Annotated in this window: 10 protein-coding genes; 7 read left to right on the forward strand and 3 right to left on the reverse strand. The window is 62.5% G+C overall.

All coding sequences use genetic code 11. The features are described 5' to 3' along the window. Positions 1 to 9 precede the first annotated feature (9 nt). Entirely contained in the window at positions 10 to 1,266 is a 1,257-nt protein-coding gene (locus tag BVG12_RS12890; protein ID WP_075792731.1) for a tetratricopeptide repeat protein, read from the forward strand. A 387-nt stretch (positions 1,267 to 1,653) separates the two neighbouring features. Here BVG12_RS12890 and BVG12_RS35525 read toward each other — a convergent pair whose 3' ends face one another. After that, on the reverse strand, positions 1,654 to 1,785 hold the full coding sequence (locus BVG12_RS35525) for a hypothetical protein (protein WP_267877482.1): 132 nt from the start codon (positions 1,783 to 1,785) through the stop codon (positions 1,654 to 1,656). Between the two features lie 180 nt (positions 1,786 to 1,965). Here BVG12_RS35525 and BVG12_RS12895 point away from each other — a divergent pair, with 180 nt between their 5' ends. Then, complete coding sequence (locus tag BVG12_RS12895) at positions 1,966 to 4,428, forward strand: phospholipase D-like domain-containing protein (protein WP_083684989.1); 2,463 nt, start codon at positions 1,966 to 1,968, stop codon at positions 4,426 to 4,428. Between the two features lie 160 nt (positions 4,429 to 4,588). Here the strand turns inward: BVG12_RS12895 and BVG12_RS12900 are convergent, their stop codons facing one another. After that, positions 4,589 to 5,395, reverse strand: a complete 807-nt coding sequence (locus BVG12_RS12900; RefSeq protein WP_075792733.1) for an Arm DNA-binding domain-containing protein — start codon at positions 5,393 to 5,395, stop codon at positions 4,589 to 4,591. 851 nt (positions 5,396 to 6,246) lie between these two features. On the opposite strand from BVG12_RS12900, the gene BVG12_RS12905 reads away from it, so the two are divergent. Then, complete coding sequence (locus tag BVG12_RS12905; protein WP_075792734.1) at positions 6,247 to 7,410, forward strand: Fic family protein; 1,164 nt, start codon at positions 6,247 to 6,249, stop codon at positions 7,408 to 7,410. A gap of 555 nt (positions 7,411 to 7,965) precedes the next feature. Here the strand turns inward: BVG12_RS12905 and BVG12_RS12910 are convergent. Then, positions 7,966 to 8,616 (reverse strand): VTT domain-containing protein, encoded by a 651-nt coding sequence (locus BVG12_RS12910; protein ID WP_075792735.1) that lies wholly within the window; start codon positions 8,614 to 8,616, stop codon positions 7,966 to 7,968. Positions 8,617 to 8,868: 252 nt separating this feature from the next. On the opposite strand from BVG12_RS12910, the gene BVG12_RS12915 reads away from it, so the two are divergent. From BVG12_RS12915 to BVG12_RS12930, 4 genes are all read left to right on the forward strand, one after another. Continuing rightward, the gene (locus tag BVG12_RS12915) at positions 8,869 to 9,081 is read left to right on the forward strand and encodes a hypothetical protein (RefSeq protein ID WP_075792736.1); all 213 of its coding nucleotides are present in this window, start codon (positions 8,869 to 8,871) and stop codon (positions 9,079 to 9,081) included. 83 nt (positions 9,082 to 9,164) lie between these two features. Beyond that, positions 9,165 to 10,505, forward strand: a complete 1,341-nt coding sequence (locus BVG12_RS12920) for a TolC family protein (protein ID WP_169926812.1) — start codon at positions 9,165 to 9,167, stop codon at positions 10,503 to 10,505. Next, on the forward strand, positions 10,502 to 11,572 hold the full coding sequence (locus BVG12_RS12925) for an efflux RND transporter periplasmic adaptor subunit (RefSeq protein ID WP_083684992.1): 1,071 nt from the start codon (positions 10,502 to 10,504) through the stop codon (positions 11,570 to 11,572). The genes BVG12_RS12920 and BVG12_RS12925 overlap by 4 nt, the downstream gene beginning before the upstream one ends. Beyond that, positions 11,569 to 14,622 (forward strand): efflux RND transporter permease subunit, encoded by a 3,054-nt coding sequence (locus BVG12_RS12930; protein WP_075792738.1) that lies wholly within the window; start codon positions 11,569 to 11,571, stop codon positions 14,620 to 14,622. Before BVG12_RS12925 ends, BVG12_RS12930 begins: the two co-directional genes overlap by 4 nt. Positions 14,623 to 14,626 lie beyond the last annotated feature (4 nt).

Genomic DNA, 14,626 nt, shown 5'->3' on the forward strand with positions numbered 1-14,626 from the left:
TTCACCCCGATGGGCTGGCAACGCCTGTTGCCAGCCCAGTTGATGCGTGGCCAGGTGCGGGTGCGGCTGGCGATTGCATGGGGCATGGCCTTGGCGATGCGGGCCGACGAAGCGGAGGCGATGCTGGCCGATATCGAGACCGATAGCGCGACCGGCGCCATAGCGGACAGCGAAGCGCTGTCATGCGAATGTAGCGCGATCCGCTCCGTGCTGGCGGCGTTTGCCGACGATTCCGCGCGCGCCGTAGTGCTGGCCGAATCCTGCCTTGCGCGCAATCCGGCCGACGCATGGACAGCCAATGTCGCGTCGAACGTGCTGCGGTTTGGCTACTGGAAAAGCGCTCGCTTCGACCTGTTTTATGCGGCGCCATGGATACCTTATTCACTGGAGGAAGACCGACGCAACGTGTTTTCTTCGGTGTACCGGTTGTCCCTGCAGGGTTTGGCCGAATTCCAGCAATTGAGAATTGACGTCGCCGAGCGCCATTGCAACGAAGCGATGCGGCTGGCCGAGCTGTATGTGGGGCCCCATTCGGCGGCAGCAGCCCTGCCCTCGAACCTGCTTGCGCAAATCCGCTATGAACAGGGCCAATTTCAGCAGGCGGAAGACCTGATTGCCGATCGTCTGCCTACTATGAACGCAATCGGCATGATCGAGCACCTGATCTGCGCCTACGTCGTGCTGGCGCGCCTTTCCGCTCACAACATGAATCTTGAGCGCGCCTATGCACTGCTGGAACAGGCGGAAACGCTAGGCCACACGCGCGGCTGGAGCCGGGTCATCGCCACCGTGCTACTTGAGCGTCTGCGGCTGTTCCTAGGCGAAGGACGTAATTTCGAAGCGTCCGCCTGCTTGTTACGGATGGAGCGGATCGCGGCGCAGTATCCGGTGCAGGCGCGCTGTGCCCACACGGAACTGCACGAATTACTGGCACTTGGGCGGGAAACTATGGCGTGCGCCGACAGCAACCCGGCCCAGGCGGTGGCCTGGCTGGAGCCTTTGCAGTCCGATTGTGAGGCGAGCCACAACTTGTTCATGTCGTTACGGACGGGTATGGCGTTGGCAACTGCCCTGTTCGCGTGCGAGCGCCAGGAACAGGCGATGCAGGTCTTCTGTACCGTTCTGCGACGGGCCGCCGCGGCCAAGGTCATTCAGGTCATCCTTGATCAGGGACCGGATGTCATTCCCCTGCTGCTGCACGTGCGGGGAGCGGCAGGGCATGTGTCCGGGCATGCGGTTGGTATCACACCGGAAACAGTGAAGTGACACTTGAAAAACATTTTTGCCAAGCTCAAAGTCACCAAACGCCAGCAGGCGGTACAAGCTGCACAGACCATGGGATTGCTGGGGTGATTCGGCCAGGCGGGATAGCAGGGCACGGCCATCCCTCCCTGGCAATCAGGCGCGCACCGCCCGGGCTGCTGGAATTACGGGTCGCCACTGGAGGTAGTTGGCGAAGAGTCCAGCGAATACGGCATCGGCCAGCAGAAAAGTCGAGATAGCCGGTTGGTATTTTTCAGCTACCATTGGCTCTGTTGCTCAAATCCGTCCCTGCAACGGCTAAGCCGGGCTACGGGTAAATTGAAATGCGATCCTTTCGTTAAGATTGGTCAGGATCCTACGTCGCTGAACATCTCTACCAGCAAGCGTCGGTCATTTTTCCTCGGCGGTGAGCGGATACACGTCGCGCATGCGCACGCCCACTAGTTCGGAAGCGCGAAGGTCGAGTTCGCGCAGCGCGACGAAGGCGGACCGGTCACGGGCCGCAGCTACTCTACTCCTCATTATGCCCGCCAGTTTCAAGGGCCAACTTCCTAGTAAAGCACACCAGCAATAAAATTGCAATATATGCAATATGTGAGGCATTTGTTTCACAAGGCGAGTGTCACAATCTGATTCGATGTCGCGACGCGACGTCGTAACGGTGCCCTTTCGACGACATTTACGCTCAATGTGGAGGTCTTTATGTTGCTTGCACGAATAGGTCTGGTTTCTCAATCCGCGTCAGTTGATTTTCCTGAACTTTCCAAAGTAGCGGCCGCGATCAATCTCCAAGTCGCGCGTGACCTGGCACCTATCTGGGGAGTGACCGGTGCAGTGTCGGCGCTCGCAAACGCCGAGGCAATCGAGCCGGGTGTCTGGCCTGTATATGTCTGTGATACGCTGGACGACGACCTTGCGGGCTTCCACCTGACAGCCCACAACCAGCCCTACGCCATGGTTCAGTATGGACCGACCTGGTCGCTTGGTGCAAGCCACGAGGTTATGGAGATGCTGCTCGATCCAAGTGGGAACCGCCTGATCGCCGCGAACGCAGTCGGCATAGTCGACAACGAGATCTGCGACGTTCCCGGAAAAGTCGAGTACTTGCTCGAGATTTGCGACCCGTCTGAGGACGACAAAAACGCCTATCTGATTGACGGCGTCCTCGTGTCAGATTTCTATACGCCCGACTATTTCGCACCGTCCGGTACGATAGGTGGCCGCTACAGCTTCAGCGGCCGCGTCGAGCGGCCCCGCCAGGTCCTGCCGAACGGATACTTGACCTGGTTCGACCCGATCACGAATCTGCTGCAGCAGGTCCGGCATTTCGGCGCACCAGCCGTCAGGACGTTGGCTACTGGCCGGCCTGGTGAGCAATCGCTCACCGGAGGTCTGTCGCTTCGGACGTTCGTCGACGGCCTAACCCGCCCGATCAGACCACTCACGCGAGCGCTCGATCACTCGGCAGTGGTACGTGTGCGTGACGAACGCGAGCGCTTGGTTAAAGCGGCGGGTGTGAGCCGCGCAACACTGTTTTTAGCCGCAGCAAACAATGCGAAAAAGTATTTAGCTGCGAACGTGCACTCTGCGATGTCAAGCCACGAACAGGCAGCCGCGGCATTGGCGGCGCATGTCAAAGAGGTCTCACTACCCGGCGTCCTTTCGGCGAGACCAAGCCTGCGCTGGGCCCAGCAGGCCGGTGCTGGGTATGAGATCCTTTTAACAGTCCAGCCTAATCAGCTCGCGGACCTCGAAACCAAAATTCCCCGGGAACTGGACGAAGTGCCAGTGCGCCTCCGGGCAGCCAGCGCGATGCAACGCATCCGTGCCGAACGTCCGGTCGAGTTCGTTACCCTTGCTGGCGCGCGCCACGAGCTGCGCGAACCGCAGTTCGACGACGAGATTTTTTTCGACGAAAACGGCACCCGTATCGATCCACCCTTAGCCACCGCCTTCGCTGCCCGTCCTGGCAAGGAACAGATCCCTTATTCCCAGCCCGACGATGCCACCTTGGACGAGGTGATGGATGACGTTTCTCTTGTGCTTCACGCGAGTCCCGACGCGGGTTGGGACCAGTTGTCCGGCTTCCTCGAAGCCGTCGAAGAGGAACTCGTGGTCGGGATGTACGACTTCACGTCCGCACACGTACTCCAAGCGGTCGAGCGCGCGCTGGCCGGGGCCGGAAAGCGCCTCATGCTAACGCTGGACCACCCAGCGCCCAATCCCAGCCGGGATCAGGACGACGATGCCACGTTCGCGGAACTAGCTGAAAAGCTGGACGTGCGTTTTGCCGGCGCGTGGGCGCTTACTCGCACTGACCCGAAAGCCCCAATATGGATCTATCCGAACGCCTACCACATCAAGGTGGCCGTTCGCGACCGTCATACCTTCTGGCTCTCGTCGGGAAACTGGAACAACAGCAACCAACCCGAGATCGACCTGAGCGACTTGGCTGCGGCACGGAAGATCGCGGCAGGACATGACCGTGACTGGCACGTGATCGTCACCAGCCAACGCTTGGCAAACACGTTCCACGCCTTCCTAGCGCATGACTACGCCCTCGCGCATGACGCGGAGGCGAAAGCCGCGGCCATGGGCATCGCGGCTATGCCTGCCACACCGATGCCAGAAGTCCCTGTCGAGGCGTTTGCGGCCGGACGCGCGCCAAGAACATTCTTTACGCCGAAGACATTAAGCGGGACGATGCGCATCCAGCCGCTACTCACCCCCGACAATTACTCAGCGAAGGTTCTGCCGCTGATCCAGAGTGCCACGCAGAAATTCTACATGCAGACCCAGTACATTCACCCGAGCGGCAAGCCAGGCGACGAAGAGCACGACCGCTTAATCACGGCCGTGCGAGACTTGGTCGAGCGCGGCCTGGACGTGCGCCTCATTACGAGCGAGTTCCAGACAGACGATTGGGTTGAGAAGCTCGTCACCGCGGGTATTCCAGCCTCGGTGCTGCGCCGTCAGCCCAAAGTGCACAACAAAGGTATCCTTATCGACGGAGAGGTCGTTATGGTTAGCAGTCAGAACTGGTCGGCCGACGGCACACAACGCAACCGCGACGCGGGCCTGATCATCTACAACGCCGAGGCTAACGCCTATTTCGAGCAGATCTTCCTGCACGACTGGGACAACCTCGCGTCACCGGCAGCTTAACCGATCGGGTCTTTGCTGCCCCTATGCTTGGGACTGTGCGCGGCTTCACCCGCGCACAGTCACGGAATCTTGCTTTCTACGGATGATCGCAACCATACGGCGCTCGAAGTCGCTGAGCAAATTACCTATGTGCCCCTCGTTCCGTTCGCCGGAGAATAACTCAAGTGTTCATCCACGAACTGTGGCCTGCTGCCGATTCGGATGACACCGCTTTAAGCTTTTTAGCTTCTTCAAACTGTACCGGACTAACGTATCCCAAGATCGAATGGCGCTTCGCCGTTCCGATGCGTTTGCCCTCGCGTAAACGTCCCTTGCTGCGAAGCTTTCCCCGCATAATGACCCGCCACCAGTTCGGCACCTCCTCGGGCAGTTTGCCCGCGTCATGACCGAAGTCCCAGGCGGTGCCAAGCTCTAGCCGAACCCGCCCCGCTTGCACGGGGGTTTCGATAAATGTGTGAAGCAAGGCGAATGCCCGCGCACGGGTGACCTTCGCCGGGTCGAGCTCTCCAAACTCTCCGGACCACTCCTCGGGACACGTCGCACATAACGCGTAGTTCAGCGTCCGGCGAGTCTCGTCGATCCCTTTCTGTTTGCGCTTTCTTTCGACATGCCCGGCCAGATAAAAATTGACTAACGTACGCACCGTCAGCGTTCGGCTCGACTTCGAGCGCGCAGCTTCCTTCTCTTCGTTTTCCTGGGCACGTTTGGCGCGACGCTCGACAGCAGGATCCTCGCCCCGCGCGCGCTGGTCGCGCAGCTTTTCCCATTCGGCCTTCGCCGCGTTGATCGATACCGCAGGCCAAGCACCAATCTTCACCTGACGCATCTTGCCGTCGACGGGACTCTTGTAGCGATAGATCCATGCGCGTGTCGTCGATGACACTTCAAAGCGGAGACCCGGGCAGTCGGGCATGGTGTAGTGCTCACCGGGGGCCAGCAGCTTGGCCGCCCTGGCGTCGAATACCATTTGTTTCCTCCTTTCGCATACGTTGACTTATGCCGTGCAACCAAAGTGTAGGGTCCGTTCTGCAGCGTATCCTTGAGCGTCCTCGGATTGTCGGTTCCACACGTTCAGGCATAGGCTCAGCGTAGCTTTTCACGTATACTTGCCGACCCTGCATCTCGCGCCGCAGGTCGACCGGTGGGACATGGTAAAGTGCACGTCTGGCGACAGCTGCTCGGCCCCTCGGTATCGAGCGCATCACTCTCCCAGCAGAGGGGCCGGCGTAGCTTTTTGACCGTCCGCGACACCGGTTTGCTCCCTAGGCGTAGGTTCGACGGCAGAGCATCGAAAAAGCTACGCCAATCCGTGAAGTGAAGTGAAGCGATGCCGCCTGATGCGTCGTGATGTGATCGAGAGCCACGCGAGCCCAAAGAATCCGCAACAAAATCATGAAGTTAGACGACGACATGCCGTTAGATCAACAAGTTACCAAGTCCGGAAAAAGCCAGCACACCCCGATGATGCATGGGTGTGTTCTCGAATGAACATTTGCGGTGAACAGGGAAACCTACGCCAAAAACTGCGCCAGTCGAGTTCGGCATTGGCCTGTTTCGACGACATTCATCCGCAGGACGCGGCCCGTCGCGGATTCTCCCTGCATGCTATCGATGCGGGCCAATTAATACCTTGATTTATATTGTTTATATTGTTTTTTAGATTCAAATAGGCACTTTTTGCGACTACACTGCTCATCCAGGTTCGCGCGGCCGTGCTTAAGGCGACCTGGAAATGCTAGACGTGCTCGAACTACGCCAGCAGATATTCCCTGAGCCGTAAATGCTAAAATACGAATCAAATCCTGATTCGAAAAAAGCATGAATACGCCTCAAACCCCCATGTACGTATGGCAACACAAGGACTGGCCGCAGTGGAAGTTCGATCCCGCGGCAGTTCAGAAAGCTCTTAGCTCTGCTCGCCTCGCGCAGGGGATGCTGCTGGGCGCGGTGCACGCAATCGGCTTCGGTTCCGCAGACCTGGACAACGTGCTCAGCGAGATATGGGTGCAGGAAGCGATTTCGACCGCGGCAATCGAGGGGCAGTCCCTCGACCTTGACCAGGTGCGATCGTCAGTGATGAGGAAAGTGGCCAACAGGTACATCGGTCCGTCATCACGACACATCGACGGGCTGGTCGACATGATGGATGACGCTATCGCCAATTGCGATCAGCCTCTCGACGAAAATAGACTTTGCAGCTGGCAAGCCGCCCTCTTCCCAACTGGGCGTTCGGGTGTCGAGAAGATCGAGGTTGGACGATACCGTTCCTTTGATGAACCAATGCAGATCGTTAGCGGGCGGCCCGGGCGCGAGGTCGTTCACTACCGAGCTCCTGACTCAAGAGATGTGCCGGCGGAGATGGATAAGTTCTTGAGGTGGTTCAACCAGGCGCCACGGATGGACATCGTAGTCAAGGCAGCGATCGCTCATCTATGGTTCGAGACGATCCATCCCTTCCACGATGGGAACGGACGGATCGGGAGAGCCATCATCGACAGCGTCGTCGCGCAGGAGACAGGGGGCGATAAAAGGCTTTACAGCATGTCGCGGCAGATGGAGGAAAACAGAGGGCGATACTACGAGCAACTGAACCAGGCGCAAAAAGGAGATCTCGATATCACCGACTGGATCATATGGTTCGCAGACCAGTTCGCGGCCTCGTGCCAGAAGTCCCTGAAACATATTGACGTCGCTCTTGAAAAAGCGCGCTACTGGGCAGCCCATTCGGGAGACGAGTTCAATGAGCGGCAGAAGAAGGTGCTCGAAAAATTGCTGGATGCCGGAAATGGCGGATTTCTCGGCGGGCTTACGCGAGAGAAATACACGAAAATCACAGGCTGCTCGGATGCGACGGGGACGCGTGATCTGGCCGATTTGTTGCAAAAGGGCGCCCTAACCTCCGCCGGCGTCGGGAAAGGCACCAAATACTTTGCGAACGTACCTGGGTGGCATGGGAACACTGAACAGCCGCAGCTGCCCTAGACACTGCCAAACCGCAATCCAACTTTTGCCCGCTGGGCCAGGATGCTACGCCGACGAAGCACAGCAATTTGCCAGCGTCGGCAATGCTCATTTTCTGCCATAACACACCTTGCCCTCTGTTGTCGCCAATAGTAGGTTTGCCTCAGTCTCCGCTCGCGGAATATAGCCGAGTGGTTCCTGTATCGGTGATGGTTAAGCCAAGGCACCTGTTTCAGGTGCTAAACCTTGGCAACTTGACTGTGCGCGACATCACCTGCCTCTCGCGGAAGGCGTTCCGTTACAACCGCTCACACTGTGGACTCAACAAGCACGATCATGTCTATAGAATAGACAACAAGTCGATGTGATATCGGGGACATCGGGCCAGGCGGGGAGCTTTCCCGCCGACTACCCCATTTGCCTGCCAGCGACAGGGACTGCTATGCCGGAACGAAGAACCGATGACGAAACCGCACTCGTTACAGAGTATGCTTTGTTCCTGTCCGAGACATCTCGTCGACGATCGGAACGCCGGCGCAAAAACCGCAACTGAACCATAGGCGTAGATCCCGAACGTTACGAAGTCGCTCTCCGTCGACCGAATTTTTGCTTGGCCCAGGCAAACACACCAGGCAGGATGGACAATAAGACGACCCCGATCAGCACCATCGAAAGATGGTCGCGGATCCAGCCCACGTTACCTAGTTTGTAGCCGGTGCCAACCAGCAGTCCGACCCAAAGCAGACCGCCGCACACGTTGTAGGCGATGAAGCGGCCGAAGTGCATACTGCCGAGTGCCGCCACGAAGGGCGCGAACGTCCGCACAACCGGGACGAAGCGGGCCAGGATAATCGCCTGCGGTCCGTGTCTGTCAAAGAATTCGCGGGTCCGGTCCAGGTGTCGCTGGTTGATCAAGCGCGCCCCCGCCCCTCCGGCAGCCAGGTGCTTGCGCATTATCGTGCCCGCTGCAAAATTCGCCGCGTCTCCGCCTATCGCCGCGAGCGCGACGGCAATGAGCAGGATCGCCAGGTGCAGGGCGCCGCCGGCAGCCAGCGTGCCGGACACGAACAGCAAGGAGTCGCCGGGCAGGAACGGCAGCAGGACAACACCTGTCTCGACAAAGATCACGGCGAACAGCATCAGATAGACCCACGCCCCATGCGCTGCGGTGAACGCGGCAAGTCTGGTATCGAGATGAAAAATCCAGCCTGATGCTGCCTGGAGCATGACTTTCTCTTTGCTGATCGATTCGTATGACCACGCCCGGCTCGTGGCGCGTGGCAGGTTCCGGTGGTAAGCCCAAGAATAACCTGTCGCTCGGGCACGCACGAGACAGATAACGAAAAAAAATCACGCATGGGCAAGGGCACGATGCGTCTCTGGTTGGCAGCCGCACGATTGTGTACGTCGCGCAGTAGCAGCTAAGTTTCCTCCGTAGCCTCTCGTTTGCACAACTCTTGCGCTTTTTGGCGAGGCATCATGCACCGCTACGCAGAACTCACCCTGTTAGTCCTCGTCATTGCCGCGGCCGGCACTACAGGCTACGTCACCGGGCTCAGCCCACCCCAGCAACCCGCCGCTCTGGTGTTGGCGGTGGCGAATTTCCTTGCCGAGCGGCTCCTCTGGGCGATTCCATTCCTGATCGGCATCGGCCAGCGCGGCAGGGCTCGGTATCTGGCCGCAATCCTTTAATCGTCCATTCATTGTCCGATTGGTAAGCTGGGCAATAATGTCACGTGTGCCCCACTACGATGGTCTACCGATTCCTTTCGTGTATGTGTTGTCTGGCAGTAGCCGGCTGTGCGACCTACCGGCCGCTGCCGCTCGGACCTGTCCCCGAGCTGCCCGGGTGTCCTGCCCAGATCCAGGTCGACACGCGCAGCCTGCCGTTTCCCGTATTGGCCGCGCATCCCTTCGATCCGCACGACGGCCTCGACGAGATCGAGGTCGCGACGCTGGCCGTGGTGAACAATCCCGATCTGAAACTGGCGCGCGACGATCTTGCCGTGTCGCGTGCCCAGGCCTTCGCCGCAGGCCTGCTGCCCGACCCGCAGCTGGCGCTGGCGGGCGATGTGTCCAACAGCGACGCCAGTCCGGGCGGCACACGCGCTTTCAGCTTTGGCCTCAACTACGACGTCGGGGCGTTGATCAGTCACGCCGCCGGCCGCCGCGCCGCCCAGGCCGACGTGCGGAAGACCGACCTGGCGCTGCTGTGGCAGGAATGGCAGGTCGCCTCGCAGGCGCGGCTGGCGTTCGTCCGGTTGACCCATGGCCGGCGGCTGCTGGCCGTGCTGGACGCGAACCGGGCGCTGTTCGCCGACCGCGCCACGCGCACGGAACAAGCCCAGCAGCGCGGCCTGCTCACCAGCGACGCGGCGCTGCCCAATCTGACGGCGCTGCAGGACATCGATAAACAAATCCACGACCTGCAGCGCCAGCTGAGCCAGACCGCGCATGACCTGAACACCTTGCTCGGCCTGGACGCCCGCTTCGATCTGCGCCTTCAGGACGGCACGCCGCCCGCGTTCGCGGACGAGGGTGCGGCGGATAGCGCGCTGACCGACCTTCACCGGCGCCGTCCCGACCTGCGCGCCCTGGTCGCAGGCTACACGGCACAGGACCAGCGTTACCGTGCGGCGCTGCTAGCCCAGTTTCCTTCACTGAACGTGGGCCTGACCCGCTCGCGCGACAACAGCAACGTATATTCGAACAGCCTGGGCATCACGCTATCGCTGCCCTTGCTGAACCGCAACCGCGGCAACATCGCCATCGAGCAGGCCACGCGCCAAAAACTGCACGACGAATACCAGGTGCGCGTCCAGGCGGCGCGTAACGAGATCCGCGCCGTCCTCGATCAGCAGCGCCTCGACCGCGCGCAGCTGGAACGCATCGATACCGCGCTGGCCCGGCTGGAGCCGGCCATCCAACGCAGTGACCTGGCGGCGCGCGCCGGGTTGATCGATGCGCTCGCGTACACGAATGCGCGAGCAGCGCTGCTGGCCAAGCAGGCCGAGCGGATTACCCTGCAGCAGCAGATCGCCGAACAGCGTGTCGCGCTGCAAACCTTGCTCGGGATCGCTCCCGATGCATCCTCGACTGAACATCCCCAACCATGAAGACATCCATTCTCGTGATCGGCGCGCTCGTCGTGGCCGTGGGTGCCGCGGTTGCATGGCACTGGCACGCCGGCGCCGGCACCGCCGATGCCGCGCCGGAAAATGCGGCAGAGCCCAGCGCGCTGGTCCGCGTGCAGCAGGTAGCCCGCCAGAGCATGCCCCGGACCCTCGACACCTTCGGCGACATTGCAGCGGGCAAGCCGGAATCGCTCAGCTTTCCTCAACCCGGCCAGTTGCTCCGCTTGCCGCTGGTGCCGGGTCAGCGCCTGCGTCGCGGCGATATCGTCGCCGTGATCGGTACCGATCCGAATACCGCCGCCGCCTATGCGCAGGCAGCGAACGCGGTCGGCTTCGCCCAACGCGAATTGAAGCGCCAGCAGGAACTCGCTGGCTTGCAGCTGGCCACGCAGTCCCAGGTCGATGCCGCGCGCAAGCAGCTGGAGGACAGCCAGGCCGCGCTGGCGGCGCAGGCGAAACTGGGCGGGGCCCATGCGAGCGTGACGCTGACGGCGCCGTTCGATGCCGTCGTGACCGCATTGCCGGTCGCGCAGGGCGAACGTGTCGCCGCCGGCGCGCCGGTCGCCCAGCTTGGTCCCACCGGCCATCCGCGCGCACTGCTGGCGATCGAGCCGGCCCGCAGCGCGGCCGTGAAACCGGGCATGGCGGTCACGCTCAAGCCGCTGCTGGACGGTGCCGCACCGATCATAGCGCACGTCGCGACTGTCGATGGCGTGATCGACCCGAAGAGCCAGATGGTGACCGCGATCGTGAACCTGCCTGCGAGCGCGGCTGCGGGCCTTGTGATTGGGACGCGCGTGGAGGCGACGATCACGCTTGGCGAAGGTAGCGCCTGGAGCGTCCCCCGCCAGGCCGTGCTGAGCGACGACCAGGGCAGCTACCTGTTCCAGGTCGCGGGCGGCCATGCGCGTCGCGTCGCCGTGAACGTGCTGGACGAGACCGCGAGGACCTATGGCGTGGACGGTCGGATCGACCCGGCGCAACAGGTGGTCGTGCTCGGCAACTACGAGCTGCACGACGGCATGCCGGTACGCGAGGCGAAGCAATGACGCTGGCCGGGTGGACCCAGGCGCACCGGCGCTCGATTCTGTTCTTGCTCGCGCTGCTGGCGTTGGCGGGCCTCGTCGCGGCGTTCCGCCTGCCGGTATCGCTGTTCCCGACCGTGGACTTTCCGCGCGTGGTTGTCTCGATCGATGCGGGCGACCAGCCCGCCGAGCAGATGGAAATGCTGGTCACGCGGCCGGTCGAGGAGGCGGTGCGCCGCGTGCCGGGTATGCGCAACGTGCGCTCGACCACGAGCCGCGGTTCGGCCGAAGTCTCGATCACCTTCGACTGGGGCCTCGACATGGCGGCCGCCGCGCTGCAGGTGAACGCGGCCATCGCCCAGGTGCAGGGCTCGCTGCCCGCGGCGACGCAGGTGCTTGTGCGGCGCATGGACCCGACCGTGTTCCCGATCATCGCCTACAGCCTGGTCTCGAGCACGATGTCTGAGGTTGCACTGCACGACCTGGCCGAGTTCCAGTTGCGTCCCGCGCTGTCGAGCGTGGATGGCGTGGCGCGCGTGCAGGTGCAGGGTGGCGCGATCGAGGAATACCGCGTGACGGTCGATCCGGCGCGCCTCGCGGCGGTCGGCCTGGCGCTGGACGACGTGGCGAAGGCCGTGTCGGCGGCGAACGTGATCAGCGCGGTCGGCCGGCTGGAAGACCACTACAAGCTGTACCTCGCGGTGTCGGACACCCGCCTCGATTCCCTCGCGCGGCTGCGCGCACTGGTGCTGCGCAACCCCGCTGGCGGCATGGTGCGGCTCGCCGACGTCGCCAGCGTCGATGCCAGCACGGCGCCGAACTGGACCCGCGTGACCGCCGACGGCCGCGACGCCGTGCTGTTCTCCGTCTACCAGCAGCCGGGCAGCAACAGCGTGCAAATCGCACAGGACATCAAGGCGCGCCTGGACGGCCTGCGCAAGCAACTGCCGCCAGGTGTGCAAATCGCCAGCTGGTACGACCAGAGCGAACTGGTGACGGCGTCGGCGGCCAGCGTGCGCGACGCCGTCCTGATCGGCATCGGTCTGTCGGCGGCCGTCCTGCTGCTGTTCCTGCGCAACGTGAAGGTCACGCTGATCGCGATCGTCGTCGTGCCGGCCGTGCTGGCCAGTACGGTGGTGTTGCTGTACGTGCTCGGCATGAGCTTCAACATCATGACCCTGGGCGGCATGGCGGCCGCGGTCGGCCTGATCATCGACGATGCGATCGTGATGATCGAGCACATCATGCGGCGCCTCCAGGGCGGCGAAGGCGAGGTGCACAAGCGCGTGATGGCCGCCGCGCTGGAATTCCTGCGCCCCTTGGCCGGCTCCAGCGCGTCGACTCTGGTGATCTTCGTGCCCCTGGCTTTCCTCTCCGGCGTGACCGGTGCGTTCTTCAAGGCGCTGTCGCTCACGATGGCGGCGGCGCTGTTCATCTCCTTCCTGATCAGCTGGCTGGCGGTGCCGCTGCTGGCCGACCGCTTCCTGAATGCGAAGGACGCCGAGCACGCCCCCGATTCTCGCCTGGTGCGCTGGCTGCACGGGCACTACCGGCGCGTGTTCGGCGCGCTGCTGGCGCGGCCCTGGCTGCTCCTGATCGGCGTCCTACCGCTGCTGCTGGCCGGTTTTGTCGCCTACCGCGCGGTCGGCTCCGGCTTCATGCCGGCCATGGACGAAGGCGGCTTCGTGCTCGACTACCGCGCGCCGCCCGGCACCGCACTCACCGAGACCGACCGTCTGCTGCGCCAGGTCGAAGGTATCATCCGCGCGACGCCCGATGTCGCCACCTATTCGCGCCGCACCGGCGCCGGCCTGGGCGGCGGCCTCAACGAAGCCAACCAGGGCGACTTCTTCGTGCGTCTGAAACCGTCGGGCCGGCGTCCGGTGGACCAGGTGATGGACGACATCCGCGGCCGCATCGAGCACGAAGTACCCGGCATCGAGGTCGAGATGGCCCAGCTGATGGAAGACCTGATCGGCGATCTGACCGCCGTGCCGCAGCCGGTCGAGATCAAGATCTTCGGCGACCGTCCCGGCACGCTGGCCGCGAGCGCGCGGGCGGTGGCGGCGCGCCTCTCCAAGATCGACGGCGTGGTCGACGTCAAGGATGGCATCAACCCGGCCGGCGACGCGCTTGACATCCGCGTCGATCCGGCGCGGGCGGCACTCGAGGGCATGGACGCCGACGCCATCACACGCTACGTGTCCAGTGTCCTCTCCGGCACCGTCGCGACGCACGTGCCGGGCGGCGTCAAGATGGTCGACGTACGCATCTGGGTGCCGCAGAACCAGCGCGCCACCGAGACCGATCTGCGCCGGCTGCGCGTGGTCGCGCCGGACGGTCACGTGTTCCCGCTGCAGCGCGTGGCCGAGATCCATGCGGTCACCGGCCAGGCGCAGATCACCCGCGAGAACCTCAAGCGCATGGTGGCCGTCACCGCGCGCATCAGCGGGCGCGACCTCGGCTCCGTGATCGCCGATGTCCAGAAGATGATGGCCCAGCCGCGCACGCTGCCTGCCGACAGCTATTACCAGCTGGGTGGCCTGTACGAGCAGCAGCAGATCGCCTTCCATGACCTGATGGCGGTGTTCGCCGCCGCCAGCACGCTCGTGTTCCTGCTGCTGCTGTTCATGTACGAGAGCTTCCGGCTGGCGCTGTCGATCCTCGTCACCGCGCTACTGGCCGTGTCGGCCGTGTTCATCGGCCTGTGGCTGACCCACATCGAGCTGAACATCTCGGCCATGATGGGCATGACCATGATCATCGGCATGGCCACTGAGGTAGCGATCTTCTATTACTCGGAGCAGCAGGAGCTGGTCGCCGACCGCACGCGCGAGCAGGCCTTGCTGGAAGCGGGATTGAACCGCATGCGGCCGATCGCGATGACGACGCTGGCCGCGATCCTGACCTTGCTGCCGCTCGCGTTCGCGCTCGGGCGGGGCTCCGAAATGCAGCAGCCGCTGGCGATCGCCATCATTTCCGGGCTGGTCGTGCAACTGCCGCTCGTGCTGCTGCTGATGCCTGTCCTGTTTCACCTGATGCGCGGACGCTCGTCCGGCGCCGACCAAGTCTGACGCT

It is taken from the genome of Massilia putida, assembly GCF_001941825.1.
Taxonomy (GTDB): domain Bacteria; phylum Pseudomonadota; class Gammaproteobacteria; order Burkholderiales; family Burkholderiaceae_D; genus Telluria; species Telluria putida.

What these genes read in the sequence shown, in the direction of transcription:
- BVG12_RS12890 (WP_075792731.1), top strand. Translation starts at nt 10, where the DNA reads ATGGGCTGGCAACGCCTGTTGCCAGCCCAGTTGATGCGTGGCCAGGTG.
- BVG12_RS35525 (WP_267877482.1), bottom strand. Translation starts at nt 1,785, where the DNA reads ATGAGGAGTAGAGTAGCTGCGGCCCGTGACCGGTCCGCCTTCGTCGCG.
- BVG12_RS12895 (WP_083684989.1), top strand. Translation starts at nt 1,966, where the DNA reads ATGTTGCTTGCACGAATAGGTCTGGTTTCTCAATCCGCGTCAGTTGAT.
- BVG12_RS12900 (WP_075792733.1), bottom strand. Translation starts at nt 5,395, where the DNA reads ATGGTATTCGACGCCAGGGCGGCCAAGCTGCTGGCCCCCGGTGAGCAC.
- BVG12_RS12905 (WP_075792734.1), top strand. Translation starts at nt 6,247, where the DNA reads ATGAATACGCCTCAAACCCCCATGTACGTATGGCAACACAAGGACTGG.
- BVG12_RS12910 (WP_075792735.1), bottom strand. Translation starts at nt 8,616, where the DNA reads ATGCTCCAGGCAGCATCAGGCTGGATTTTTCATCTCGATACCAGACTT.
- BVG12_RS12915 (WP_075792736.1), top strand. Translation starts at nt 8,869, where the DNA reads ATGCACCGCTACGCAGAACTCACCCTGTTAGTCCTCGTCATTGCCGCG.
- BVG12_RS12920 (WP_169926812.1), top strand. Translation starts at nt 9,165, where the DNA reads ATGTGTTGTCTGGCAGTAGCCGGCTGTGCGACCTACCGGCCGCTGCCG.
- BVG12_RS12925 (WP_083684992.1), top strand. Translation starts at nt 10,502, where the DNA reads ATGAAGACATCCATTCTCGTGATCGGCGCGCTCGTCGTGGCCGTGGGT.
- BVG12_RS12930 (WP_075792738.1), top strand. Translation starts at nt 11,569, where the DNA reads ATGACGCTGGCCGGGTGGACCCAGGCGCACCGGCGCTCGATTCTGTTC.